This is a genomic window from Micromonospora sp. NPDC049559, from assembly GCF_040676675.1.
GTDB lineage: Bacteria > Actinomycetota > Actinomycetes > Mycobacteriales > Micromonosporaceae > JBFAPK01.
Genome location: NZ_JBFAPK010000047.1, coordinates 37243 through 60470, shown reverse-complemented (window position 1 = coordinate 60470; position 23228 = coordinate 37243). Strand labels below are relative to the sequence as shown.

Annotated in this window: 19 protein-coding genes and 2 pseudogenes; 13 read left to right on the top strand and 8 right to left on the bottom strand. The window is 75.4% G+C overall.

What is annotated here, in order from left to right:
* Positions 1-51 precede the first annotated feature (51 nt).
* Positions 52-693, top strand: coding sequence for a helix-turn-helix domain-containing protein (locus AB0J86_RS34165; protein ID WP_363861826.1), 642 nt, complete (start codon positions 52-54; stop codon positions 691-693).
* Between the two features lie 140 nt (positions 694-833).
* On the opposite strand, the gene rox is transcribed toward AB0J86_RS34165, so the two are convergent.
* Positions 834-2261 (bottom strand): rifampin monooxygenase, encoded by a 1428-nt coding sequence (rox, locus tag AB0J86_RS34160; protein WP_363861837.1) that lies wholly within the window; start codon positions 2259-2261, stop codon positions 834-836.
* Positions 2262-2713: 452 nt separating this feature from the next.
* On the opposite strand from rox, the gene AB0J86_RS34155 reads away from it, so the two are divergent.
* Positions 2714-3724 carry a hypothetical protein gene (locus AB0J86_RS34155; RefSeq protein WP_363861825.1) on the top strand — a complete coding sequence of 337 codons (1011 nt, stop codon included), beginning with the start codon at positions 2714-2716 and terminating at the stop codon, positions 3722-3724.
* A gap of 50 nt (positions 3725-3774) precedes the next feature.
* On the opposite strand, the gene AB0J86_RS34150 is transcribed toward AB0J86_RS34155, so the two are convergent.
* Positions 3775-4725: a hypothetical protein gene (locus tag AB0J86_RS34150; RefSeq protein ID WP_363861824.1), complete on the bottom strand. Its 951-nt coding sequence runs from the start codon at positions 4723-4725 to the stop codon at positions 3775-3777.
* A gap of 249 nt (positions 4726-4974) precedes the next feature.
* Here AB0J86_RS34150 and AB0J86_RS34145 point away from each other — a divergent pair, with 249 nt between their 5' ends.
* Both AB0J86_RS34145 and AB0J86_RS34140 read left to right on the top strand, forming a co-directional pair.
* A complete protein-coding gene (locus AB0J86_RS34145) occupies positions 4975-5643 on the top strand; it encodes a 50S ribosomal protein L11 methyltransferase (RefSeq protein ID WP_363861823.1) in 669 nt (222 codons plus the stop codon).
* A 12-nt stretch (positions 5644-5655) separates the two neighbouring features.
* Complete coding sequence (locus AB0J86_RS34140) at positions 5656-6846, top strand: cytochrome P450 (RefSeq protein ID WP_363861836.1); 1191 nt, start codon at positions 5656-5658, stop codon at positions 6844-6846.
* A 63-nt stretch (positions 6847-6909) separates the two neighbouring features.
* On the opposite strand, the gene AB0J86_RS34135 is transcribed toward AB0J86_RS34140, so the two are convergent.
* The gene (locus tag AB0J86_RS34135; protein ID WP_363861835.1) at positions 6910-7425 is read right to left on the bottom strand and encodes an MFS transporter; all 516 of its coding nucleotides are present in this window, start codon (positions 7423-7425) and stop codon (positions 6910-6912) included.
* 246 nt (positions 7426-7671) lie between these two features.
* Here AB0J86_RS34135 and AB0J86_RS34130 point away from each other — a divergent pair.
* The 6 genes and pseudogenes from AB0J86_RS34130 to AB0J86_RS34105 form a co-directional block, all read left to right on the top strand.
* Positions 7672-7809 (top strand): annotated as a pseudogene (locus tag AB0J86_RS34130) (CGNR zinc finger domain-containing protein); the annotation flags it as partial.
* Positions 7810-7983: 174 nt separating this feature from the next.
* On the top strand, positions 7984-8913 hold the full coding sequence (locus AB0J86_RS34125; protein ID WP_363861821.1) for an ATP-binding cassette domain-containing protein: 930 nt from the start codon (positions 7984-7986) through the stop codon (positions 8911-8913).
* Positions 8913-10187 (top strand): hydrolase, encoded by a 1275-nt coding sequence (locus tag AB0J86_RS34120; protein ID WP_363861819.1) that lies wholly within the window; start codon positions 8913-8915, stop codon positions 10185-10187. Before AB0J86_RS34125 ends, AB0J86_RS34120 begins: the two co-directional genes overlap by 1 nt.
* Positions 10184-10999 (top strand): ABC transporter permease, encoded by an 816-nt coding sequence (locus AB0J86_RS34115; protein ID WP_363861818.1) that lies wholly within the window; start codon positions 10184-10186, stop codon positions 10997-10999. Before AB0J86_RS34120 ends, AB0J86_RS34115 begins: the two co-directional genes overlap by 4 nt.
* Positions 11000-11154: 155 nt before the next feature.
* Entirely contained in the window at positions 11155-11595 is a 441-nt protein-coding gene (locus AB0J86_RS34110) for a MarR family transcriptional regulator (RefSeq protein ID WP_363861817.1), read from the top strand.
* Positions 11596-11685: 90 nt separating this feature from the next.
* Positions 11686-12270 (top strand): hydrolase, encoded by a 585-nt coding sequence (locus AB0J86_RS34105; RefSeq protein ID WP_363861816.1) that lies wholly within the window; start codon positions 11686-11688, stop codon positions 12268-12270.
* A gap of 55 nt (positions 12271-12325) precedes the next feature.
* On the opposite strand, the gene AB0J86_RS34100 is transcribed toward AB0J86_RS34105, so the two are convergent.
* The 4 genes and pseudogenes from AB0J86_RS34100 to AB0J86_RS34085 all read right to left on the bottom strand — a co-directional run.
* Complete coding sequence (locus AB0J86_RS34100) at positions 12326-12976, bottom strand: response regulator transcription factor (RefSeq protein ID WP_363861815.1); 651 nt, start codon at positions 12974-12976, stop codon at positions 12326-12328.
* Complete coding sequence (locus tag AB0J86_RS34095; protein WP_363861814.1) at positions 12973-14760, bottom strand: histidine kinase; 1788 nt, start codon at positions 14758-14760, stop codon at positions 12973-12975. Before AB0J86_RS34095 ends, AB0J86_RS34100 begins: the two co-directional genes overlap by 4 nt.
* Before the next feature lie 145 nt (positions 14761-14905).
* Positions 14906-15607: a dethiobiotin synthase gene (gene bioD / locus AB0J86_RS34090; RefSeq protein ID WP_363861834.1), complete on the bottom strand. Its 702-nt coding sequence runs from the start codon at positions 15605-15607 to the stop codon at positions 14906-14908.
* Between the two features lie 173 nt (positions 15608-15780).
* Positions 15781-16914: pseudogene (locus AB0J86_RS34085) on the bottom strand (8-amino-7-oxononanoate synthase); the annotation flags it as partial.
* A gap of 257 nt (positions 16915-17171) precedes the next feature.
* On the opposite strand from AB0J86_RS34085, the gene bioB reads away from it, so the two are divergent.
* Positions 17172-18167 carry a biotin synthase BioB gene (bioB, locus tag AB0J86_RS34080; RefSeq protein WP_363861813.1) on the top strand — a complete coding sequence of 332 codons (996 nt, stop codon included), beginning with the start codon at positions 17172-17174 and terminating at the stop codon, positions 18165-18167.
* Positions 18167-18361: a hypothetical protein gene (locus AB0J86_RS34075; RefSeq protein ID WP_363861812.1), complete on the top strand. Its 195-nt coding sequence runs from the start codon at positions 18167-18169 to the stop codon at positions 18359-18361. Before bioB ends, AB0J86_RS34075 begins: the two co-directional genes overlap by 1 nt.
* Positions 18362-18524: 163 nt before the next feature.
* Here the strand turns inward: AB0J86_RS34075 and AB0J86_RS34070 are convergent, their stop codons facing one another.
* Positions 18525-19289 (bottom strand): DUF559 domain-containing protein, encoded by a 765-nt coding sequence (locus AB0J86_RS34070; protein ID WP_363861811.1) that lies wholly within the window; start codon positions 19287-19289, stop codon positions 18525-18527.
* A gap of 749 nt (positions 19290-20038) precedes the next feature.
* Between AB0J86_RS34070 and AB0J86_RS34065 the strand changes: the two genes are divergently transcribed.
* Complete coding sequence (locus AB0J86_RS34065; RefSeq protein ID WP_363861809.1) at positions 20039-23170, top strand: tetratricopeptide repeat protein; 3132 nt, start codon at positions 20039-20041, stop codon at positions 23168-23170.
* Positions 23171-23228 lie beyond the last annotated feature (58 nt).

Below are 23228 nucleotides of genomic sequence, written 5' to 3'. Positions count from 1 at the left end.
GACACTGTCAACCAACAGGATGACTAAATATTCTGCTGTTAGAGTTGGCCGGTGAGTCAGCAGCGGTCCCCCCGGCGGGCACCCGAACCGGATCAGCGCCTCCGCGACGCGGAGCGATCCCGCCAGCAGTTGCTGGCCGCCGCGTTGGACGAGTTCGCCGCCAAGGGTTACGCGGGCGCGCGGGTGCAGGACATCGCCGACCGGGCCGGGGTCAACAAGCAGCTCATCCCGTACTACTTCGGCGGCAAGGAGGGGCTGTACCGGGCGCTGGAGCAGTCCTGGCTGGACCAGGAGGCTGCGCTCGGCGGCCCCGACATGCCGTTCGAGACGCTCGTCGGCGAGTACGTGCACGCGACCCTGGGCGACCCACGACTGCTCCGCCTGCTGATCTGGGACGGCCTCACCGACCGGGGCGAGGACGCCCCGCCGGCGTCGGCGGCCCGGGAGCCGGGCGAATCCGGGACGCCGTCCGAGCCCCCGGACGTGGCCGACCTCCGACGCCGGCAGGAGACCGGCGAGATCGCGCCCGATCTCGACCCGGCCCTGCTGCTGCTGGCCATGACGGCCGCCATCGCGGCGCCGGTCGTCCTGCCGCAGGTGGCCAGGCGGATGGGGATCGACACCTCCGCGCCCGGCTTCGAGGCCCGCTACGCGGAACAGATGCGGCGCCTCGTACGGCACCTGGCCGGGTGAGAGACGCGGGCGCGGAGGTCTCTGGCGGGTAGCGGGCTGTCACCGAGGTGCCGGACGCCGGCCACGCGCCCGCGCCCCGGTCGTGCCGGGCGGCACACGACCGGCTACCGACACCGGCACCCTCGGTTGCCCAGGCCGAGTTATCCGGCGGGCCGGCCGAACCAGCGGGAGAGGTGGTCGTCCAGGTCCTGCTGATCGTCGCCGATCCAGGCGACGTGGCCGTCGGGGCGGAGCAGCACGCACGGAACATCCAATACCGCAGTGGGATCCGCGAGGTGGTCGACCCGGTCCGACCAGCCGCCGACGGTGAGGCGTTCGGTGCGGTCCAGCAGCAGGCCGCGCCCGCGATGCAGCAGACCGTAGAGGCGGCCCTGCCGCACGTCGATGTCGCGCAGGCGGCGGCCGAGCAGGTCGGGGCCCGCGCCGAAGTCGTAGCGGACGTCGATCGCGGTGATCTTCCCGATCAGGTAGCGGTTCACCTCGTCGAAGTCCATCAGTTCGGCGAGCAGCCGGCGTACGGCCCGCGGGCCCGGCTCGGTGGAGAGCAGTTCCGTCTGGGCACGGGTGTTGTCCAGCACGTCCTCGGCGACCGGGCGGCGTTCGGCCTGGTACGTGTCCAGCAGCGGTTCCGGCGCCCAGCCGCGGACCTGCGCGGCCAGTTTCCAGCCGAGGTTGAACGCGTCCTGGACGCCCAGGTTGAGGCCCTGTCCGCCGATGGGTGGATGGATGTGCGCCGCGTCGCCGGCCAGCAGTACCCGCCCGACCCGGTACCGCTCCGCCAGCCGGGTGGCATCCCCGAAGCGGGACATCCAGCGCGGCGAGTGCACGCCGAAATCGGTGCCGGCGACGGTACGCAACCGTTGTCTGAAATCCTCGAGGGTGGGGGGCGGTGCCGCACGACCGCTGACTCCCGCGGCGGGGACCACGACGCGGTAGACCCCGGCGCCCGCGGGCCCGAGGCTGAATCGCCGGTCGGTCTCGCGGAGCGCGGTCACCTTGGCCGCGACCTCCTCCGGCGGTACGCCCACCTCCATCTCGCCCATCAGCGTCTCGGTCCGCGAGGGCTCGCCGGGGAAGCCGACGCCGAGCCGTTTGCGCGCCGTACTGCGCGCGCCGTCGCAGCCGACGAGATAGCGCGCACGCAGCCGTTCCCCGTCGGCCAGTTCGACGGTCACACCGTCGTCGTCCTGCTCGAAGTCGGCCACCGCACAGCCCCGCCGGACCCGCGCGCCCAGCTCGACCGCGTGCTCTTCGAGCAGGTGGACGAGGACCGGCTGCGGGATGCCCAGCAGATAGGCGTGCGCGGAGTCCAGGCCCTCGGGCGCGGGTTTGTCGATGGCCGCGAAGAAGCCGCCGGCCGGGCGCCGTCTTCCGCGTTCGAGGATGCGCTCCAGCAGCCCGCGCATCGCCATCAGCTCGATGCTGCGGACGTGCAGACCGACGATGCGGACGAACGAGACGGGCTCGGTCTCCTTCTCCAGGACCAGTACCCGCACGCCGTGCAGCCGCAGTTCGGCGGCGAGCACCGCGCCGGTCGGCCCGCACCCGGCAATGATCACGTCGAACACGACGGGCGGGCGACCGGCGACGGGGACCGGCGACGGGAGTCCCGGGACGTCGGCCGGGGTGGAGTCGCGCCCGACCGTACCGTTCGACGACGGCTCGGCGGGAAACCGCGGAGAGTGCATGGGTGTTTCCTTCCGGGAGTGCCCTGTTGGCGCGGCGCTCCCGGCGACACCTACGTCAATCGCCCGGCCGTGACGGGGAGGGGGAGCACCCACATCGGTACAGCGTTCATGGGTCTCACCTCCTCGGGCCGTGTCACGGTCAGCCGCAAGCTACAAGTCCGAACAGCGTCCCGTCCAGTCCTTTACCGCTCCTCCCGCCGCGGGTTGGTCGAGCATCGCGCCGAGGTCCTGAAGGCGCCCGTAGCTCGTCCGAAGGGCGGACCGGCGCACCGCCGGGGCGTTGCCGGCCCTTACTACGGTGGCCCCAGGGCGAGCGCGGGAGGTCGGCGGGGATGAACGCGGCGGGCGACGGCACTGATCCGACCGGCCCGGCGAGGACCGGCGGCACGGACCCCGGCCAGGCCCCCCGCAAGGGGGCGGGCCGGGGTCGTGGCCGGTCGAAGGTGGCGGCGACGCTCGTCGCGCTCTTCGTCGCGCTCGCCACGCCACTGTCGCTCTACCTCGACGACCGGGCGGCGTCGCTGGACCGGGAGCAGGAGCGGCGGGACCGGGCCACCTTCGAGCAAGCGTGCGCCGATCCCGTCTCCGCCGCCGCCCTGGTACGGAACATGCCGGCGTTCGCCGCCCTCTGCCCGAACGGGCAGCGGTACCTGCTGACGATCCCGACGGACGAGGTCCCGCCGGGTCCGGCACTCGTCGGCGCGTACCTGGATCGGCTCTTCCTGCTGCTGGGCGGCGAGTTTCCCGGTGGGAACGTCACGCCGTACGTCGGCGCGCTGCACCGCGACGACCGGTACGCCGCCGCGCTCGGCGAGCTGAACCGCCACGCCCGCAACTGCGCGGTCTTCCCGTCGACCGGGGCCGTGCCGACGGCGGACGGCCCGTCGGCGGCCGTCCCGGCGAGCGCGTCGGCGGGCCCCGGCGCGTCGGCGGGCTTCTGGGACGACTGGCAGCGGGTCGAGGTCACGCCGCAGCCCGCGTCACTGCGGGTGAAGACGGCGCCGGACGGCAGCACAGTCGTGCGGGTCCGGGTGGTCGAGACGACGCCGGCCTGCCTCACCCGGCCGCCCGGCGGGACGGAGGTACCCCGCTACACCGGCACGACGGCGCTGACGCTCTCGTTCGGCGTCGGCACCGACCCGGGCGGCCGGCGGGTGTGGCTGCTCGACCGCCTCAACGCCTGCCCGGTACGCCCCGATCCGCTGGCCACCGAGCCGATCGCCGGTACCGACTCGCTCTTCCGGCACCGGTCCATCCGGCAGTCCGCCGCCGACTCGCTCTTCGGCTACGCCGGCAGCACCTGCCCGACGGCGGCCACCCCGGACGCCCGCCGGCCGGGCTGAGCCGGCCGGCGACGCTCCCCCGCCACGGACGCGGCCCCGGAGGTACGCGGTCAGGCCCGGGCGCGGCGGCGACGGCGGGAGCGCGGGCCGGTACGCGTCCAGCCCGTACCGCCGGAGGAGATGCTCTCCCAGCCGGCGCCTCCCGTCGCGGCGCCCGGCCAGCTCGGACCGCCCGAGACGGCGACCTCCGGCACGGCCGGTCCCGGTAGCCCCGGCTCCGACCGGGAACCCGGGCGGACCAGGTGGCGCAGCCGCAGCAGCAGTCCCACGCCGAGGAAGAGCAGCAGCCCACCGAGGATGAAGCCGGCCTGCACGACGCCGAAGGAGCCCGTCGCGGAGGCCCGATCCGCCCGGCCGCCGCCCGCGCCGGTGCCGGTGCCGGCGGCGCCGCCCGCCGCGGGCGCCTCGCTCTCGGGCGGCACGGTGCTCTCGTCCTCGGGCGCCACCGTCGGTTCGTCCTCGACGGTCGGGGCCGCGGTCGGCGTGGCGGCGCCCGGTCCGGTCGTGCGGGTCTGCGGCGGGACGGCCCGGAAGCCGCCGATCTGCCGCTCGGCCGAGGCCCGGTCCAGCAGCCGGAAGTTCTCGTCGTACGCCTCGGCGGTCAGGGTCAGCTCACCGCCCGCCACCCCGGCGTCGACGGCGATGCGGTACCGGGCGGTGACGGTACGGTCCCGGCAGAGCGTGCCCGGGTCGGGCTGCACGTCCGTGATCCGGGCCGCCCCGTTCTCGCCACGCACCTGGACGGGGAAGGAGCCGGTCTCCTCGACCCGGTCGACGCGTACCTGGTCCAGCCGGGCGTCGCGGACCCGCAGCAGCAGCGACCAGCGCACCTTCAGGCAGTCACCGCCGCCGGTGCGGGAGACCACCGCGGCGATCGTGGCGGGCGCCGCGCCGGGGTTGAGCCGCCCCGGCAGGTCGGTCAGTTCGACGCGGAAACCGGGGGCGAGCGCCGCCGCGGGGACCGGGGCCGCTCCCGCCGGGCCGGCCGGAACCAGGGCCACCGCCGGGCCGCCGAGCAGACAGAGAAGCGCCGCCCCCCGTCGGGCCAGAGTCCGCCACACCCGTATCCACCGCCTCGTTTCGATCGACGAAATCGGTCCCCGGCAACGCTATTGCCAGCCGGCGCGGCGCGTAAGGGTGGCTTCTCCGCACCTTTCGCGAATGATTCCGGGTGTTTTCACCGAGGGTAGTGAACCGGACACGAGTCCCCCGTTCCGGGGTCATTTCCGGCAACCGGCAGAATCGGGCTGGTGTCCGAGACCTCGGCGGCCTTCGTCCGCCTGCACGCCCGGCTCGCGCCGGTGGCCTTCGTACCGGAGGTGCGGCTGCACCAGGCCGACGAACCGATCGGCCTCTGGGAGCTGACCGAGGGCGAGTTCCGCAGCGACCAGCCGCCCCCGTTCTGGGCCTTCGCCTGGGCCGGCGGGCAGGCGCTCGCCCGCTACCTGCTGGACCACCCCGAGGTGGCGGCCGGTCGCCGGGTGCTCGACCTGGCCGCCGGCTCCGGCCTGGTCGCCATCGCCGCCGGCCGGGTCGGCGCGGCGACCGTACGGGCGGTGGAGATCGATCCCCGGGCCGTGGCCGCCATCGAGATCAACGCGGCCGCCAACGAGGTACCGGTCAGGGTGGAGCTCGGCGACATCCTCGACGGCGACGCCGGTGACGCCGACCTCGTCCTGGCCGGGGACGTCTTCTACAGCCAGGCGATGGCCAACCGGATGCTTCGGTTCCTGCTGCGCGCGGCGCGCGGCGGCGCCCGGGTGCTGGTCGGCGACCCGGGCCGCGCCTTCCTGCCCCGCGACCGCTTCCGGCGGCTCGCCGAGTACGACGTCCCGGTCCCGCCCGCGCTGGAGAGCGTACGGGTCAAGCACACCACCGTCTGGGAGCTGGCGCCCGACCGCCGGACCGACCGCGGGTAGCGTGTCGCCGTGCTGTTCCGCAGTTGGGAGAAGGGGGCCGACCCGCAGGGGCGGCGGTGGCCGGACGCGGTCCGGGTGACCGACCACGTCGGCGTCGACCACGTGGTGGTGACCCGACACGCGCTGGTCCGGCGGGTGCTCGCCGACCCGCACACCTTCCGCCCCGACAACGCGCTCGACGCGGTGACGCCGATGCCGGTCACCGCGCTGCGGGTGCTGGCCGAGCACGGCTTCCGACTGCCGCCGACGCTGGCCAACAACGGCGGCGCGAGCCATCCGGAAATCCGCGCCATCGTCGCCGAGGCGCTGCACCCGCACCGGGTCGAGCGGCAGCGCCCCTGGCTGGCCGGGATGGTCCGGGCGCGGGTGGACCGGCTCGCCGCGGCGCTCGACGCCGGCGAGCCCGTCGACCTGTACGCCGAGCTCGCCGCCGACCTGCCGCTGCTGGTCCTGGCCCGGCTGGTCGACCTGCCGGACGCCGGGGTGGCGACGGTGAAGGAGTTCACCCGGGCGGCGTTGGAGCTGTTCTGGGCGCCGGTCGACGCCGAGCGGCAGCGCGCCCTGGCCGGTACCGTCGGCCGCTTCCACGCCGTGCTGCGGGAGTTCGCGACGACCGGGCCGGGACTGGCCGCGGCGCTGCGTACCGCCGGTCACCGTCCGGACGTGGTGGTCGGGGCGCTCTTCTTCCTGCTGGTGGCCGGGCAGGAGACCACGTCGCAGTTCCTCACCCTGCTGCTGCACCGGCTCGCCGGGGAGCCGGCGGTGCTGGACGGGCTGCGCTCGGGGCGGATCGAGGTCGCCGACGTGGTCGAGGAGGGGCTGCGGGTGGAGCCGCCGATCGTCACCTGGCGCCGGGTCGCGGCCGTCGACACCACGCTCGGCGACACCGAGGTGCCCCGCGGCACCAGCGTCGTACTCTGGCTGGCCCACGCCGGGCGCGACCCGGCGGTGGTGGCGGCCCCCGACGAGTTCCGTCCCGGGCAGCCGGGTTCCCGACGGCACCTGGCCTTCGGCGCCGGGGCGCACCGCTGCGTCGGCGCCCAGCTCTCCCGGATGGAGGCCGCGGTGGTGGTCGAGCTGGCCGCGCCGCTGCTGGCCGGGGCCACCGTGGTACGCCCGCCCTGGTGCCCGGACAACCTCTCGTTCCGGATGCCCGACGCCTTCGTGATCCGCCGCGACGCGCCGGCAGCCGTCCCCGCCTAGCCGGATCGAAGTACCTCTCGAACGTTGGTCATCGCGCACCCCGGACGCCGACCGGGGCGCCGCTCACCGGCCGCGCGCGGCGACGATCGCCGGCACGATGGCCAGCGCCAGGAGCCCACCGCCGATGGCCAGGAGGGGGTAGCCGGCAACGGCGACGACGAGCCCCGAGGCCATACCGCCCGTGGCACCGGCGACGGCGATGGAGACGTCGACCAAGCCCTGGGTCTTGGCGCGGATGGCCAGCGGGACGGCGTCGGTGATGATCGCGGTACCGCTGACGAGGCCGAAGTTCCAGCCCAGGCCCAGCAACGCGAGAGCCACCGCGAGCGGGGCGATCGAGCCGCCGGGGGCGCTGGCGGCAACGGTTCCGGCGGCCAGCAGGGTCACCCCGGAGGCGGCGGCGACCGCGGGGCGGCCGTAGCGGTCGACGAGCCAGCCGGTCAGGGGCGAGGGCAGATACATCGCGCCGATGTGGATGGCGATGACGAGGCCGGAGGCGGCGGCGCTGGCGCCGTGGTCGTGCATCTGGACGGGCGTCATGGTCATGATCGCGACCATGACCAGTTGGGTGAGCACCATGACCAGTGCGCCGACCAGCACGCCGGAGCGGCCCCTCTCGACCGTCGGGCGCGGCTGGGCGCCGGCATTGTCCGGCTGCGCGTGCGCCGCGACGGCGCTCCCCGCTTCCAGGGTGCGGGCCAGCAGCAGCGGGTCGGGGCGCAGCCAGATGGCCAGGACCAGAGCGGCCATCGCGTAGGCGGCGCCGGCGAGAAGGAACGGGCCGGCCAGGCGGGGGATGCCGAGGGCGTGCGCGAGGTCGCATCCCTGACGGCCTGCGATTCCACCCCCTGCAATCGCTACCTGCTGCGCCGTGGCCGCGGCCACTGGTGCTCGACCCGCTGCGGCGACCGCGCCCGCGCCGCCCGCGCCTACGCCCGGCGCACCGGGTCGAAGACAGACTGACGGACGCTCCCACCCGGCTGGTGGCCCTTCTGAGCGGCTGCGGGCCGGGTGCCCGTAGGCGCGCGAGGACCTGACGAAAGTCAGCCGCCCGACCCGGCCATCGGGCCCTGCGCCACCCCGGTCCGGATTCCTACCGTCGACGCACCACGACGGGGGAATCCCCAGGGAGGCTTCATGATCACGTTACGCGGCCTGACCAAACGCTTCGGCGCGCTGACCGCCGTCGACGACCTGACGCTGGAGATCGCGCCCGGCCGGGTCACCGGCTTCCTCGGCCCCAACGGTGCCGGCAAGTCCACCACCATGCGGATGGTCCTCGGACTGGACCGCCCCGACGCCGGGCGGGCGCTCGTCGCCGGGCGGGCGTACCGGACGCTGCGCCATCCGCTCCGCGAGGTCGGCGCGCTGCTCGACGCGCGGGCGGTGCACCCGGGCCGCAGCGCCGGCGCCCACCTGCGGGCGATGGCCCGCAGCAACGGGATCCCGGACCGACGGGTGGTCGAGGTGCTGGACGCCGTCGGGCTGGGCGAGGTGGCCGGGAAACGCGCCGGCACCTTCTCGCTCGGCATGAGCCAGCGGCTCGGCATCGCGGCCGCCCTGCTCGGCGACCCGGGGGTGCTGATCTTCGACGAGCCGGTCAACGGCCTCGACCCGGACGGGGTGCGCTGGGTACGCGAGCTGATGCGCTCGCTGGCCGCGCAGGGCCGTACCGTCTTCGTCTCCAGCCACCTCATGAGCGAGATGCAGCTCACCGCCGACCGGCTCGTGGTGATCGGCCGGGGCCGGCTGCTCGCGGACGCCCCGATCGCCGAGGTGCTCGCCGGCAGCTCCCGGACGGCGGTACGGGTGCGCAGCCCGCAGCCGACCGGGCTGGCCGCGCTGGCGCAACGGCTACGCGCCCGGTCCTGGACGGTCGAGCCGGGCGACGCGGAGCGGAACCCGACGGAGTTGACCGTCACCGGCGCGACCGTGGAGCAGGTCGGCGACCTCGCCCACGAGTTGGGCGTACCGCTGCACGAGCTGAGCCCGCGCACGGCGTCGCTGGAACAGGCGTACCTGGAGCTGACCGCCGGCAGCGTCGCGTACCCGGCGGAGGTGGCCTGATGGGCGACCGCCACCGGATCACCCGGCGGGCCCGGGTGCCGTTCCTGCTCGCGACCGCGCTGCTGGCCGTCCCGGTGCTCGCCGCCACGGCCGCCCCGGCGCCGCTGGCCGCGGCCGGACGTCCCCGCGCCGCCGCGGCCCCGCCCGCGTTGGTGCTGCCGGCACCGACCGGCCGCTACCCGGTCGGCACGACCTGGCTGCACCTCGTGGACGACGCCCGGCCCGACCCGTGGCGGCCCGAGCTGCGGCGGGAGCTGATGGTCTCGATCTGGTACCCGGCGCTGGCCGCGGACGGGCCACCGGCGCCCTACACCACCGCGGCGGTCTCGGCCCGGATCGTCGAGGCGGAGGGGTTGCCGCTCGCGGCCGACGTGCTGACCACGGTGCGCACCAACGCCCGCCGGGACGTGCCGGTACGCCCCACCCCGGGCGGCTGGCCGCTGGTGGTCCTCTCCCCCGGCTTCAGCCTGAGCCGCGAGTCACTCACCGGGCTCGCGGAGGAGCTGGCCAGCCACGGGTACGTGGTGGCCGGTGTCGACCACCCGTACGAGGCGCGCGGGGTCGAGTTCCCGGACGGCCGGGTGGCCACCTGCCTCGCCTGCGACCAGTGGGGGCCGGGCGTGGCCGCGCGGGTGGTACGGGGGCGCGCGGCCGACGTCTCGTTCCTGCTCGACCGGCTGCTCGGCCCGGCGGCTGGGCCGGCGCGACCGGCTCGCGGCGCGGACGCCGGTGCGGGCTCGGCGGCGGCCGGGGCACGGTTCCGTCCGGTCTGGGCCGGCGCCCGGTTCGTCGACGCGGGACGCATCGGCATGGCCGGGCACTCGATCGGCGGCGCGAGCGCGGCCGAGACGATGGTGACCGACCGGCGCGTCGACGCCGGGGCGAACCTGGACGGCACGTTCTTCACCGAGCTTCCCGCCGGCGCGGTCGACCGGCCGTTCCTGATGATCGGCTCAGTGGAGCACGAGGACCCCGCCGAGGATCCGAGCTGGTCGCGGACCTGGGCGAACCTGGCCGGCTGGAAACGCTGGCTCCAGGTGCCCGACGCGGGACACATGTCCTTCACCGACCGGCCGGTGCTCGGCGCGCAGCTCGGCCTGGACCCGGGCGCCATCCCGGCCGACCGGCAACTGCTGATCACCCGCGAGTACGTCCGGGCGCTGTTCGACCGGCAGCTGCGCGGCCGGCCCGGCCCGCTGCTCGACGGTCCGAGCGCCGCCTACCCCGAGGTCCGGTTCCGGACGCCGGCCCCCGGCGAAGGCGCGGCGTCGTGACCGCCACCACCGCGCACCGCTCGCCCGACACCGCTCGGCGGTCCGGCGACGGGGGCCTGCCCGGGGCGATCGTCGGCGAGTGGACCAAGCTCTGGTCGGTACGGTCGACCTGGTGGAGCCTGCTCGCCAGCGCCGTACTGATGGCGGCCGCCGCCGGCCAGTTGGCGATCTACACGGCGAACGGCAACACCAACGCCGACCCCGCCGACGACCAGGGAATCGTCGCGGTCGGCGGCTCCGCGATCGGCGCCTTCGAGCTGGCCCAGTACGCGATCATCGCGCTGGCGGTGCTGGTACTGGCCGGCGAGTACTCGGCCGGCACGATCCGGACCACGCTGCAGTGCGTACCGTCCCGGGGGCGGCTGCTGCTGGCGAAGGCCACCCTGGTGGCGGGCGTCTCGTTCGTCGCCGGGCTGCTGCTCGGGGTGCTCGGGATCGCGGTGGCCGACCCGGTGCTCGGCGAGTGGGGGCGCCTCGACCCGGCCGAGGCCGCCGGTGACGTGCTCGCCGTCGGCGCGTACTCGGCCCTGATCGGCGTCTTCGCGCTCGGCGTCGGCGCGGCGCTGCGGGGCGCGGTCGGCGCCCTGATCACGGTCTTCCTGCTGCTCTCGGTGGTACCGGCCATGCTGGGGCTGCTCGACCTGGAGATGGTGCGACGGTTCGTCGACGCGCTGCCGGGAGTGGCCGGCGGGCACTTCATGCGCGGCGACGGCGACACGTACCCGGCCCCGGTCGGGCTGGCGCTGCTCGCCGGCTGGGCGGCGGTCGCGCTGGGCGCCGGCCACGCGGTGCTGCGCCGCCGCGACGCCTGATCTTGGTCCCGGGTGGGGCGCCGGCCCGGCGCCCCACCCGGCCACCCCCCCGAAATCGCCCCTCGGGACCGCCCTCGGGGACAAGATAGCCAGCCTGGACTGCTAAGTTTTAGGTGAGCAGTCCGGACTGACTATTTCTACCGGGGAGGTGGCCGATGAGTGAGATCATCTCGGCGTCGGCGGCGCAGGCGGCCGGTGACACCTGGGTGGTGGTCAGCCGGCTGATCCGGCGGCTCAGGGAGCTGGCCGGGCCGGAGGACCTGAGCGCCGGCCAGGCCTCGGTGCTGACCCGGCTCGCCAAGCACGGCCCGGCCTCGGCCAGCGAGCTGGCCGCCGCCGAGCGGGTCAGGCCGCAGTCCATGGCGACCATCGTCGGCGTGTTGGAGCAGGCCGGGCTGGTGGAACGGCACCGCGATCCGCAGGACGGCCGGCGGCAGCTGGTCTCCCTGACCGAGCTGGGGCGCGAGCGCCGGCTGGACGACCGGCGGGCCCGCGAGGTGTGGTTGGCCCGGTCGCTGCAGGAGCGGTACGACGAGGCGGAGCTGCGCACGATCATCGAGGCGATGGCGCTGCTGGACGCGGTGGCGCAGTCATGACCCGTGTCACCCTGGCCGACCGCTCGCTCCGCCAACTCGGCCGGCCCGCCGCGGCCGGACCGATCCAACCGCACGAAAGGGACACCCCTCATGCCGATCACCACGCTCGACCCCAGGACCGCGCTGGTCGTCATCGACCTGCAGAACGGCATACTGGCCGCGCCCGGCACCCCGTACCCGACCGCCGACGTGCTCGCCCGCACGGTACGGCTCGCCGACGCCTTCCGCGGCCACGGTCTGCCGGTGGTCCTGGTCCGGGTCACCGGCGCCCCCGACGGCGCCGACGCCGTACCCGGGCGCACCGAGGCGTCCCGCCCCTCCGGAGCCCGGCCCGCCGGCTGGGACCGGCTCGCCGACGAGCTGGCCGGGCATCCGGAGGACATCCTGGTGACCAAGCGCAACTGGTCCGCCTTCTACGGCACCGACCTGGACCTGCACCTGCGCCGCCGTGGCGTCACCCAGATCGTGCTGACCGGGGTGGCGACCAGCATCGGGGTCGAGTCCACCGCCCGCGCCGCCCACGAGCACGGCTACCACGTCACGCTGGCCACCGACGCGATGACCGACCTCGACGCCGACGCCCACCGCAACAGCGTCGAGAGGATCTTCCCGAGGCTGGGCGAGACCGGTACCACCGCCGACATCCTCGACCTGCTCGACAAGACCCGGTCCTGAGGCGGAACCGGACCGGCGGTGGGCGCCCGTACCAGGCGCCCGCCGCCCCCCGTGGTTACCCGTCCACCAGCCCCGCCTCGTACGCGACGATCGCCGCCTGCACCCGGTTGCGTACCCCCAACCGCAGGAAGATCGAGCTGAGGTAGCCCTTCACCGTCCCCTCCACCAGGAAGAGCCGCCGGGCGATCTCCGCGTTGGACAGTCCCCCGCCCACCAGCGCCAGCACCTCGCGCTCCCGCTCGGAGAGGACGTCGACCCGCTCCCGGGCCGCCGGCCGCCGGCCCAGCCGCTCCCCGCCGAGCGCGATCACCCGCCGGGCCACCCGCGGCGACAGGTACGCGGCGCCGTCCGCCACCGCCCGCACCCCGGCGATCAGCTCGCGCGGGTCGCCGGACTTCAGCAGGAACCCGCTGGCTCCCTCGCCGAGCGCGCGGGCGATGTAGTCGTCCTCGCCGAAGGTGGTGAGCATGACCACCGCCGTCTCCGGTACCAGCCGCCGGATCTGCGCGCCGGCCGCCAGCCCGTCCAGCCGCGGCATCCGGATGTCCAGCAGCGCCACCCGTGGGCGGTGCGCCCGGACCAGCTCGACCGCGGCGTGACCGTCGGCCGCCTCCGCCACCACCTCGATCTCCGGGTCGGTGGCGAGAATCGCGCCCACCCCGGCCCGGATCATCGCCTCGTCGTCGGCGAGCAGCACCGGGATCACCGCGCTGCCTCCCCCGCCCCGGGCGGCACGTCGACGCGTTCCCGCCCGGCCGCCTCGCCCGACAGGCGGTCCTTCGCGACCAGCCGCCCGTCGGCGAAGCAGAGCCGGTACGAGGCGAGGGCCAGCGGGAAGTTGCCGTCGGTGTAGAACTCGCAGACCGTGCCCGCCGGCGCCGGCGGCGTGGCGTCGTCCGGCTGGCGTACCTGCCGGGCCGGCAGCAGGTGCGCCAGCTCGGCCCGCTGCTGCCCGACCCGCAGCCGCTGGTACGCCTCGTCCGGCAGGACCGTGTGGAGCGTGGCGAACGGGTAGTACGCCAGGCAGAGCGCGGCGGCGATGGCCACCGGCGCCGCGACCGCGAGCAGGAGGCTGCGCCGTACCCGTTGCCGGGCGGCCCGCAACCGGACAGCCGACCGGGGACCGGCGTGCACCGTACCGTCTCCGGCCGGCGCGACGGCTCCCCCGGCCACCGGTCCGGCGTCGGCGGAACCGGCCGCCGCCCGCTCGTGCGGCAGGTACGCGAGCACCTCGAATCCGCCGTCGCGCGGCCCGGCGCGCAGGGTGCCGCCGACGAGCCGGACCCGTTCCCGCAGGCCGAGCAGGCCCGACCCGGTACCGCCGCCCGAGGCGCCCACGGCCACGGCAGCGGCGCCCACGCGCACGGCAGCGGCGCCCGGGGCAGCTTCGCCGGCCGACGCGCCGGGGCCGGCCAGGGCGCTGCCTCCGGCGGACGGCCGCGCGTTGACGACCCGTACCCGGGTCCACCGCGCCGCGTGCTCCAACCGGACGGTGACCGCGGCGCCCGGGGCGTACCGGGCGGCGTTGGTCAGCGCCTCCTGCACCACCCGGTACGCGGCACCCCGTACCATCGCCGGCCCGACCGGCGCGGACCCGGGCGCGCCGGCGTCCGCGATCCCGGTCGCGGCCCGGTCCCCGGACCCGGTCGCGGCCGGCTCCGGTCCCCCCTCGCGCAGCCGGACCGGCAGGCCGGCCTCCCTGGCCCGCTCGACCAGGTCGGCGACGCTCTCCGCCACCGGGCCGGTCGGCGCCGGCTCGGCGTCCTCCCGGAGCACCCCGATGATCTCCCGCAGCCGCTCGGTGGCCGCCGCCACGCTGGCCCGCAGCTCGCCCGCGGCCCGCCGGTGCCGCTCGTCGAGGTCCGGCGCCAGCTCCAGCGCGGCGGCGCGCAGGGCGAGCAGGCTCAGGTCGTGCCCGAGCGAGTCGTGCATGTCCTGGGCGATCCGGGCCCGCTCCCGCATCCGGATCCGCTCCGCCGCGCCCCGCTGCTCGCGTTCCAGCAGCTCCGCCTGCTCCCAGCCGGCCAGCATCAGCTCGCGGTGCTGGCGTCGGTAGCGCCCCACCAGCCACGGGAAGACGCCGGCGAAGAGCAGCGTGGTGGCGAGCAGGAACCAGGTGGCCGCACCGGTACCGAGCAGCCCGAAATTGATCACCGAACCGCCGAGCGCGATCGTGGCGAACGCGAGCGCCGCCGGCCAGGCCCGCGCCATCCGCAGCCCGAGCAGGTAACTCATCACCGGGATACCGAAGGCGAAGTTGCCGTCGACCAAGGTCGGGAGCACGACCAGCAGCAGCGACACGAGCGGCTGCCGGCGGCTCGCCAGCACCGCCACCGCCAGCACCAGCAGCGACCCGACCAGCCGGGCGGCGGCGTGGCGTTCCCACGGCGGGGTGAGCAGCGCCCAGGCGACCGGTGCGGAGAGCGCCGCCCAGAGCAGCGCGTCGGTCCATCCGGCCCGCCCGCGCACGGTGGTGGGCAGGGAAAACACCCGGCCAGGCTACGCCCGGCCGACCGGCGCCGTTACCGACGAAAGTCAGTACCGGGGGGGCTCCCCCGGCCCGCCGACCCGGTTCCCGCCGCCCGTCGACGGACCCACCCGAACCGCCCCGGCGGCGGGCTGGCCGCCCCGGCGCTCAGCTGACCTCGTCGGCCCAGGTGCGCCAGTCGTCCAACACGCCGTACAGGGCCGGGGTGAGCCAGCCCGGCGCGGAGCGCTGGAAGACACCCTGCTCCATGGTGCCGGCCCCGTCGGGCAGCGCGCCGACCATGTTCGGGACCAGTTCGGTGAGGTTGGCCCAGTGCACCAGCTCCGGCTCCGCCGGCCAGGCGCCGAGCACCACCCCGGCCGGTACCGCCCGGCGCTCCAGCGCCTCCAGGGTGAGCGCGGTGTGGTTGAGGGTGCCCAGGCCGGCCCGGCTCACCACCACCGCCGGGGCGCCGAGCGACACGGCGAGGTCGGCGACGGTCCAGGGCTCGCCGGAGGGGCGCAGCCCCATCGGTACGAGCAGCCCGCCGGCCCCCTCCACCAGCACCAGGTCGTGCTTCTCGGCCTCCTCGCGTACCGCGTCGACGGCCGTGTACAGCTCCAGCGGCTCCAGCCCGGCCACCCGCGCCGCCGCCAGGGGCGCCAGCGGATCCGGGTAGCTGGCGAGCGTACGGGTGTTCGCCGGCGCCGCGAGCCGGGTCACGGTGTCGATGTCGGACGCGCCGTCGGCGGTACCGGTCTGGCCGGGCTTGATCACGCAGACCCGCAGGCCGGCCGCCTGCGCTGCGGCGGTGATCGCGGCGGTGACGATCGTCTTGCCCACGTCGGTGTCGGTGCCGGTCACCAGGATCGGACCGCGCCACGGCGAGCCGCTCACGACACCACCACCGCCGCCGGTCCGGGGTTCGCCGCAGCGGCCGCCGGTCGGGCGTTCATCGCCACCGCCGCCGGTCCGGCGTTCGTCCCCACCGCCGCCGGTTCGGCTGGCGGCGCCGGTTCGCCGGGCGCGACCGCGCCCCGCGTCGGCGCGCAGGCGGCGATCACGTCGAGCGCCCGGTCGAACTCCGGCCTCGGCACGCCCAGGTTGATGGTGATCCGCAGCCGGGAGCGGGTGTCCGGGGTCGACGGCGGCCGGAAGCAGCCGACGGCCACCCCGCGCTCCAGGCAGTCGGCCGCCCAGGCGACCGCCGCCGCCGGGCCGGGCGCGGTCACCGAGACCACCCCGGCGGCCGGCGCGGAGACCGTCAGCCCGGCCGCCCCCAGCTGGCGTACCACGGCACCCGCCCGCGCGGCCAGTTCGGCCCGCAGTTCGTCGCCGGCGCGCGCGAGCCCGGCGGCGGCGAGCACCCCCGCCGCGACCGCCGGCGGCAGCGCCGTGTCGTAGACGAAGGTACGACCGGTGTCCACCAGGTGCGTCACCAGTTGCTCCGGCCCGGCGACCACCCCGCCGGCCCCGCCGAGCGCCTTCGACAGCGTCGCCGTCACCACCACGTCCGGCTCGCCGGCCAGCCCGGCGGCGACCACGCCACCCGCGCCGCCCGGCCCGAGCACCCCGAGCGCGTGCGCGTCGTCGACCAGCAGCAACGCGCCGTGCTCGCGGGCCGCGCGGTGCAGCTCGGCCAGGGGCGCCAGGTCGCCGTCGACGGAGAAGACGGACTCGGTCACCACCACCGCCGGCCGTCCCGGCGCCGCGGCCAGCGCGGACCGTACCGCGGCCACGTCGGCGTGCGGCGTCACCACCGTCTCGGCCCCGGAGAGCCGGCAACCGTCGATCAGGGAGGCGTGGTTGTGCGCGTCGGAGACGAGCAGGGTACGCGGGCGCGTCAGCGCCCGTACCGCGCCGAGGTTGGCCAGGTAGCCGGAGGAGTAGACGAGCGCCCGGGCCGTACCGAGCCACTCCGCCAGGGCGGTCTCCAGCTCGGCGTGCAGGTCGGTCGAGCCGCGCACCAGGCGGGAGCCGGTGGCGCCCAGCCCGTACGCGGCCAGCGCCTTCTCGGCGGCGGCGAGTACGGCCGGATGCCGCGACAGGCCGAGATAGTCGTTGCCGGCCAGGTCCGTCACCACGTCGGCCGGACCGCGCGGCCGCAGCCGCCGGGTCAGTCCCGCCCGGGCGCGCAGTTCGGCACGCCGGTCGAGCGCCGCGAGCCAGTCCGCCACGCGTACACCTCCGTTCGTCCCGACCGGGCAAGGTACCACCCGCCCAGCCCCGCCGCCCTGGCGCCGCGCTCTCGCCTGGTCTTTCTCCTCTCTGCTCGCGCTTGTGGGCCGGGGGCGGCTGGGGTGGCGTGGCGGGCTCGATCCGGTGGGGTGAGGTGAGCGGGGTGGCCACGGTGGGCGGGCGGCGACGCGCCGGGGGTACTCGGAGGGCGGGGCGGGAACGGCGGCGGGGGCGGCCGGCCTTGTAGGGTACGACCATGCCAGACATCCTCGACCAGGCGCGCGACCAGGTACTCGGCAAGGGAATCGGCCTCGACGAGGCCGGCGTGCTCGCCGTGCTGCGGCTGCCCGACGAGCGGCTGAGCGCCGCGCTGCAACTCGCCCACGAGGTACGGATGCGCTGGTGCGGCCCGGAGGTCGAGGTCGAGGGCATCGTCTCGCTCAAGACCGGCGGCTGCCCGGAGGACTGCCACTTCTGCTCGCAGTCCGGCCTGTTCACCTCGCCCGTACGCTCGGTCTGGCTGGACATCCCGGCGCTGGTGGAGGCGGCGAGGCAGACCGCGGCGACCGGGGCGACGGAGTTCTGCATCGTCGCAGCGGTACGCGGTCCGGACGAGCGGCTGATGAAGCAGATGCGCGAGGGCGTGGCCGCGATCCGGGCCGAGGTGGAGATCCAGGTCGCCGCCTCGTTGGGCATGCTGACCCAGGCCCAGGTGGACGAGCTGGTCGAGATGGGCGTGCACCGCTACAACCACAACCTGGAGACCTGCCGCTCCTACTTCCCGAACGTGGTCACCACGCACAGCTGGGAGGAGCGCTGGGAGACGCTGAAGATGGTTCGCGCCTCCGGGATGGAGGTCTGCTGCGGTGGCATCCTCGGGCTGGGTGAGACCGTCGAGCAGCGGGCCGAGTTCGCCGCGCAGCTCGCCGAGCTGGACCCGCACGAGGTGCCGCTGAATTTCCTCAACCCGCGTCCCGGCACGCCGCTGGGCGACCGTCCGGTCGTCGAGGGCCGCGACGCGCTGCGGGCCATCGCCGCGTTCCGGCTGGCCATGCCGCGCACCATCCTGCGGTACGCGGGCGGCCGGGAGATCACCCTCGGTGACCTCGGTACCCGCGACGGGCTGCTCGGCGGCATCAACGCCGTGATCGTCGGCAACTACCTGACCACGCTGGGCCGGCCGGCCGAGGCGGACCTGGCCCTGCTGGACGAGCTGAAGATGCCGGTCAAGGCGCTGTCGGCGACGCTGTGATGACGACGCCGGTGCTGCCCTGGTGTGATCGCTGCGGTGGCGCGCTCTCCGACGGCGGGCACGACGGGTGCCGGACGGCGCGGTCGCTGGAGCCGCCACGGTACTGCCCGGCCTGCCGCCGTCGGATGAAGGTGCAGGTCCTGCCGGCCGGCTGGACCGCCACCTGCGTCGAGCACGGCGACACCCGCTCCTGACTCCCGCCCCACCCCGCCGTCCGCGCCGCCCTCCGTCCGCCGTCCGCGCCGCCCTCCGTCCGCCGTCCGCGTCGACGTCCGCGTCGATCATGGAGTTGTGGTCGGCATTATGTCGCTATTGCACGTGATTGCGCCGACCACAAGTCCATGATCGACGCGGTGATCAGCGGAGCAGGAGGTTACGCACGGCCTGCACGACGTGAGTCGGGCGGCGGTAGAGGTCGAGATCGGTGAAGTAGCGCATCCGCCAGCCCCGCGCGGCGAGCCAGTTCATCCTCTCCCGATCGTGACGCAGACGATCACGGTCGAGGTGCGTGGCGCCGTCGTACTCGACGCCGATCCGGCGCGCGCGGTAGCCGAGATCAAGCCGATACCGCGCCACCCCGAACTCGTCCGCCACCCACAGCTGCGGCTCCGGTACGGGCAGTCCACCATCGACGAGCACCAGGCGCAGTTGGCTTTCCTGGCGGCACTCGGCTCTCGGGTCGGCCAATCCCACCAGTTGACGAGCCTGGCAGACGCCACGCAGACGGGCGTGCCGCCGCACCTCGTCACGCAGTTCCTCCGCCGTGCTCGCGTTCGAGCGCAGGGCGAGGTCGAGCAGCGGCAGCGCGTCCATTCGCCGTACGCTTCGGGCCAGGTCGACGGCGCAGCGAGCCGCCGGCGCGCAGGGCACCCCGGCCAGTTCCACCGTGCCCCGTACCGGAAGCACAGCCTCGTGCGCGACCACGCCGCTGATCTTCGGTACCGGGGTACCGGCGGGCACGATGACATGGATGGCCGGGTCGTGCAGGTCGGCGAAGCCGTGCAGCTCGGCGCCGGTATGGAAGCCCACCACCGCGCCGGCCGGCAACCGCAGGAACATTCCGGGCAGCAGCTCGCCCCGATCACCCCGGTCGCTCCAGGGACCGTAAACCCCCCGGGTCACGCGGTTCAGCCCACCATTAGCGACGCGAGCGCGGACATTCCAACGAGAGGAGCCAGCCGCCAGCAGCCGGGCGTACGGGCAGAGGTCTTCGGTCACGCCGACCGATGCTGGAGACGCCGGGCCCGACGTCCCAGCCGGTCCGCCCGCCTTGTGGACCAGCAGGTTCCCTGTGGACATCCCCCTGATCAAGCTCCCGTCTGCTAACGCCCGCCCCGCCCGCGCCCGCTCCTACCCACCTCGTCGATCAAGGAGTTGTGGTCGGAACAGAGCATCATGAATGTGGCATTTTGTCAGCCACAACTCCATGATCGACGGGGCAAGGGCACGGGCACGCCGGTGGCGAACGGGCCCTGGAGCGAGCCGGGTTCCGCGGTCGCGCCGCACGCGAGGCGCGACGGTCCCGTACCGGCAATCCACTTCGTCACGATGCTGACCTCCGTCCGGTCGACTCGACGGGGTCGAACCGACCGGGCGTCCCGCCGCGCCGCGCCACCCCCCTCGAACGGCCGGCCGGCGGGACCACCGGTCGCCCCCGTACCTGGACCACCCTGTCGCGCGGCGCCACACGGCCCGCCATACGCGGCCGTGTAGATCCCGTGTGGCATCGACCGTTCTGGCTACCTTGTCCGATATCTGTCCCGGGCGGAGATCGACGCACCCAGCGGTTAACCTGGGTCGCGCAGCCACCATGACCGGTACCGGCGGCGGCTGTCGCCTCGGCCGAAGACGGGGACTGGGACGGGGACACCATGGAGTTTCGGATCCTGGGACCGCTGGAGGTCAGGGGCGCCGCGGGCCGGTTGCTCGTGCCGCCCCGGCGCAAGCAGCGGCTGCTCCTGGCCGTGCTGCTGCTGCACGCCAACGCCCCGGTCTCCACCGAGACGCTGCTCGACCTGCTCTGGCCCGAGTCGGCGCCGTCGTCGGCGCGCGCCAACCTCCAGTCCTACGTCAGCGACCTGCGCCGGCTGTTGCGCGGCGACGAGCCGGCCGACCGGGCCCGCCTGCGCCGGCTGTCCGGCGGGTACGTGCTCCGGGCCCGGCACGAGGAGTTGGACGCCGCCGTCTTCGAGCGGCTGGCCGGCGAGGGACGGCAGGCGCTGGCCGAGCAGCAGCACGCGCTCGCCGCCGAGCGCCTGGGGCGGTCCCTCGCCCAGTGGCGCGGACCCGTACTGGAGGACCTGCCGCTGCCCGCCGCCCTCCGGCCGGAGACCGAGCGGCTCGAAGAGCTGCGCATGACGGTGCTGGAGGAGAGCATCGAGGCGCGGCTCGCGCTGGCCAAGCCGGCGGTCCTCGCCGCCGAACTGGCCACGCTGACCGCCCGCCACCCGCTGCGCGAGCGGCTCTGGGCCCAGCTGATGGTCGCGCTGTACCGCGCCGGCCGGCAGGCCCACGCCCTCGACGCGTACCAGCGCGTCTACCGGCTGCTCGACCGGGAGCTCGGGATCCGGCCCGGCGAGGCGCTGCAACAGGTACACCGGCGGATCCTCTCCGCCGACCCCACCCTGGCCCCGCCGCCCGCCGTGCCCCCGGCCGCCGCGGTGGCCGCGCGGCGGGTACCGCGACAGTTGCCCACGCCGCCGCAGATGTTCACCGGGCGCGAGCGCGAGCTGGCCGCGCTGGACGAGGTGCAGGACGCGTCCACGGTGGTGATCAGCGCGATCGACGGGATGGCCGGGATCGGCAAGAGCGCGCTCGCCGTCCACGTGGCGCACCGGATCGCCGGTCACTACCCGGACGGCCAGCTCTTCCTCGACCTGCACGGCCACACCCCCGGGGTGGCGCCGATGGAGCCGGCCGAGGCGCTCGACTGCGTCCTGCGGCAACTGGGCGTGCCCCCGCCGCAGATCCCGGCGAACACCGACGAGCGGGCCGCGCTGTTCCGCCACCGGGTCGCCGACCAGCGGATGCTGATCCTGCTGGACAACGCCGCCGCGGAGTCCCAGGTGGCGCCGCTGCTGCCGGGCACGCCGGGCTCGCTGGTGCTGGTCACCAGCCGGCGCCGGCTGGCCGGGCTCGACCGTACCCGTACGCTGTCGCTGGACACCCTGCCGGTGCCCGACGCGGTCGCGCTCTTCACCCGCAGCGTCGGCGAGGACCGGCTCGCCGAGGCGCCGGCCGGCCTGCTGGTCGAACTGGTGCAGCTCTGTGGGCGGCTGCCGCTGGCGATCCGGATCGCCGCCGCCCGGCTGCGCTCGCACGCCACCTGGGACCTGTCCCACCTGGTCGCGCGCCTGCGGGACCTGCAGCAACGGCTGGACGAGCTGGAGGCGGGCCAGCGCAGCGTCACCGCCGCACTCGACCTGTCGTACCAGCACCTGAGCGCCGACCAGCAGCGGGCGTACCGGCTGCTGGGCCCGCACCCGGGGTCCGACATCGACCCGTACGCCGCCGCGGCCCTGCTCGACTCCACCGTGACGCACGCGGGGCGGATGCTCGACCAACTGCTCGACGCGCACCTGCTGCTCGAACCCGCCACCGGCCGCTACCGCTTCCACGACCTGGTCCGCGCCCACGCCGCACAGGTCGCGGGCGACGGGTCGGATCCCGCCGTCCGGGCGGCGCTGGTCCGGCTGCTCGACCACTACCGGCACACCGCGGCGCTGGCCACGGAGACCGCCTATCCGTACGAGCGGGAACAGCTCCCGCCGGTACCGCCGGCGACCACCGCGCGACCGGACGTGCCCGACCCGGCGCGGGCGCTGGGCTGGTTGGACGCCGAGCTGCCCAACCTGCTGGCCGCCGCGCGGTACGCCGCCGACCACGACCTGCCGGCGCACCTGGTGCACCTGTCTGCCGTCCTGCACCGGCACCTGCGCATCCGGGGCCGGTACCACGACGCCGAACTCCTGCACCGCCAGGCCCTGTCCACCGCCCGGGCGACCGGCAGCCGGGGCGACGAGTTGGACGCGCTGGTGGGCCTCGGCAACATCCACCGGCTCCAGGGCCGGCTCACCCAGGCCGCCGACCGGTACGGGGAGGCGCTGCGGATCGCCCGGGGCATCGACCACCGTTCCGGCGAGTTGGCCGCGCTGACGGGCCTCGGCGACATCCACCGCCTGCAGGGCCGGTACGCGCAGGCCACCGACCACCTGGAGCGCGCGCTGCGGCTCGCCCGCGCGGCGGGCAACCGGGTCGGCGAGCTGGACGCGCTGAACGGGCTCGCCACCATCCACCGGCGCCAGGGCCGGTACGCGCAGGCCACCGACCACCTCGAACAGGTGCTGCGGCTCGCCGCCGCGACCGGCTACCGCCCCCGCGAACTGGACGCGCTCAACGGGCTCGGCCTGCTGCACCGGCTTGAGGGACGCGACGAGCCGGCCGCCGACCACTACGAGCGGGCGCTGCGGATCGCCCGGGCGACCGGCCACCGCCGGGGCGAGCTGGACGCGCTCAACGGCCTCGGTCACATCCACCGGCGCCAGGGCCGGTACGCCCAGGCCACCGACCACTACCGGCAGCTCCTCGACCTGGCCCGGGAGGGCGGCGACAGCAACCTGGAGTTCGAGGCCCAGCAGGGCCTGGGCCGGGTCCGGTACGCCACCGGCGACCCGGGCGCGGCCGTCGCGTACCACGAGCGGGCCCTGGCTCTGGCGGGCGAGCTGGGCCAACCCGTCGACCAGGCGCGCGCCCACGACGGGATCGCCCACGCCCGTCAGGCCCTCGGCGACGACGGACGGGCCCGGGAGCACTGGCGGCTCGCCCTGGAGATCCTCACCGGACTCGGCGTGGACCACACCGACGACGAGGAGACGACCGCCGCGGCCATCCGCGCCCACCTGTCGGCCCCGGCCGGTACCCCGGCGGGCACCGCGCCGGCCGCCTCGGCGTGCGCGGCCGTTGGCCGCGGCCCGGCCGTGCCGCCGGAAGGCCGGGCGGATTGACCGGCCCAAGGCGGATCGACCGGGCCGGGCGAATCGATGGTGGCCGGACCGGCCCGGC

Bases quoted from the DNA above. Each gene is read 5' to 3' on its own strand.
- AB0J86_RS34075 (WP_363861812.1), top strand. From the start codon at position 18,167: ATGACGACGCCGGTGCTGCCCTGGTGTGATCGCTGCGGTGGCGCGCTC.
- AB0J86_RS34120 (WP_363861819.1), top strand. From the start codon at position 8,913: ATGGGCGACCGCCACCGGATCACCCGGCGGGCCCGGGTGCCGTTCCTG.
- AB0J86_RS34135 (WP_363861835.1), bottom strand. From the start codon at position 7,425: ATGGTGCTCACCCAACTGGTCATGGTCGCGATCATGACCATGACGCCC.
- AB0J86_RS34155 (WP_363861825.1), top strand. From the start codon at position 2,714: ATGAACGCGGCGGGCGACGGCACTGATCCGACCGGCCCGGCGAGGACC.
- AB0J86_RS34065 (WP_363861809.1), top strand. From the start codon at position 20,039: ATGGAGTTTCGGATCCTGGGACCGCTGGAGGTCAGGGGCGCCGCGGGC.
- AB0J86_RS34110 (WP_363861817.1), top strand. From the start codon at position 11,155: ATGAGTGAGATCATCTCGGCGTCGGCGGCGCAGGCGGCCGGTGACACC.
- bioB (WP_363861813.1), top strand. From the start codon at position 17,172: ATGCCAGACATCCTCGACCAGGCGCGCGACCAGGTACTCGGCAAGGGA.
- AB0J86_RS34105 (WP_363861816.1), top strand. From the start codon at position 11,686: ATGCCGATCACCACGCTCGACCCCAGGACCGCGCTGGTCGTCATCGAC.
- AB0J86_RS34125 (WP_363861821.1), top strand. From the start codon at position 7,984: ATGATCACGTTACGCGGCCTGACCAAACGCTTCGGCGCGCTGACCGCC.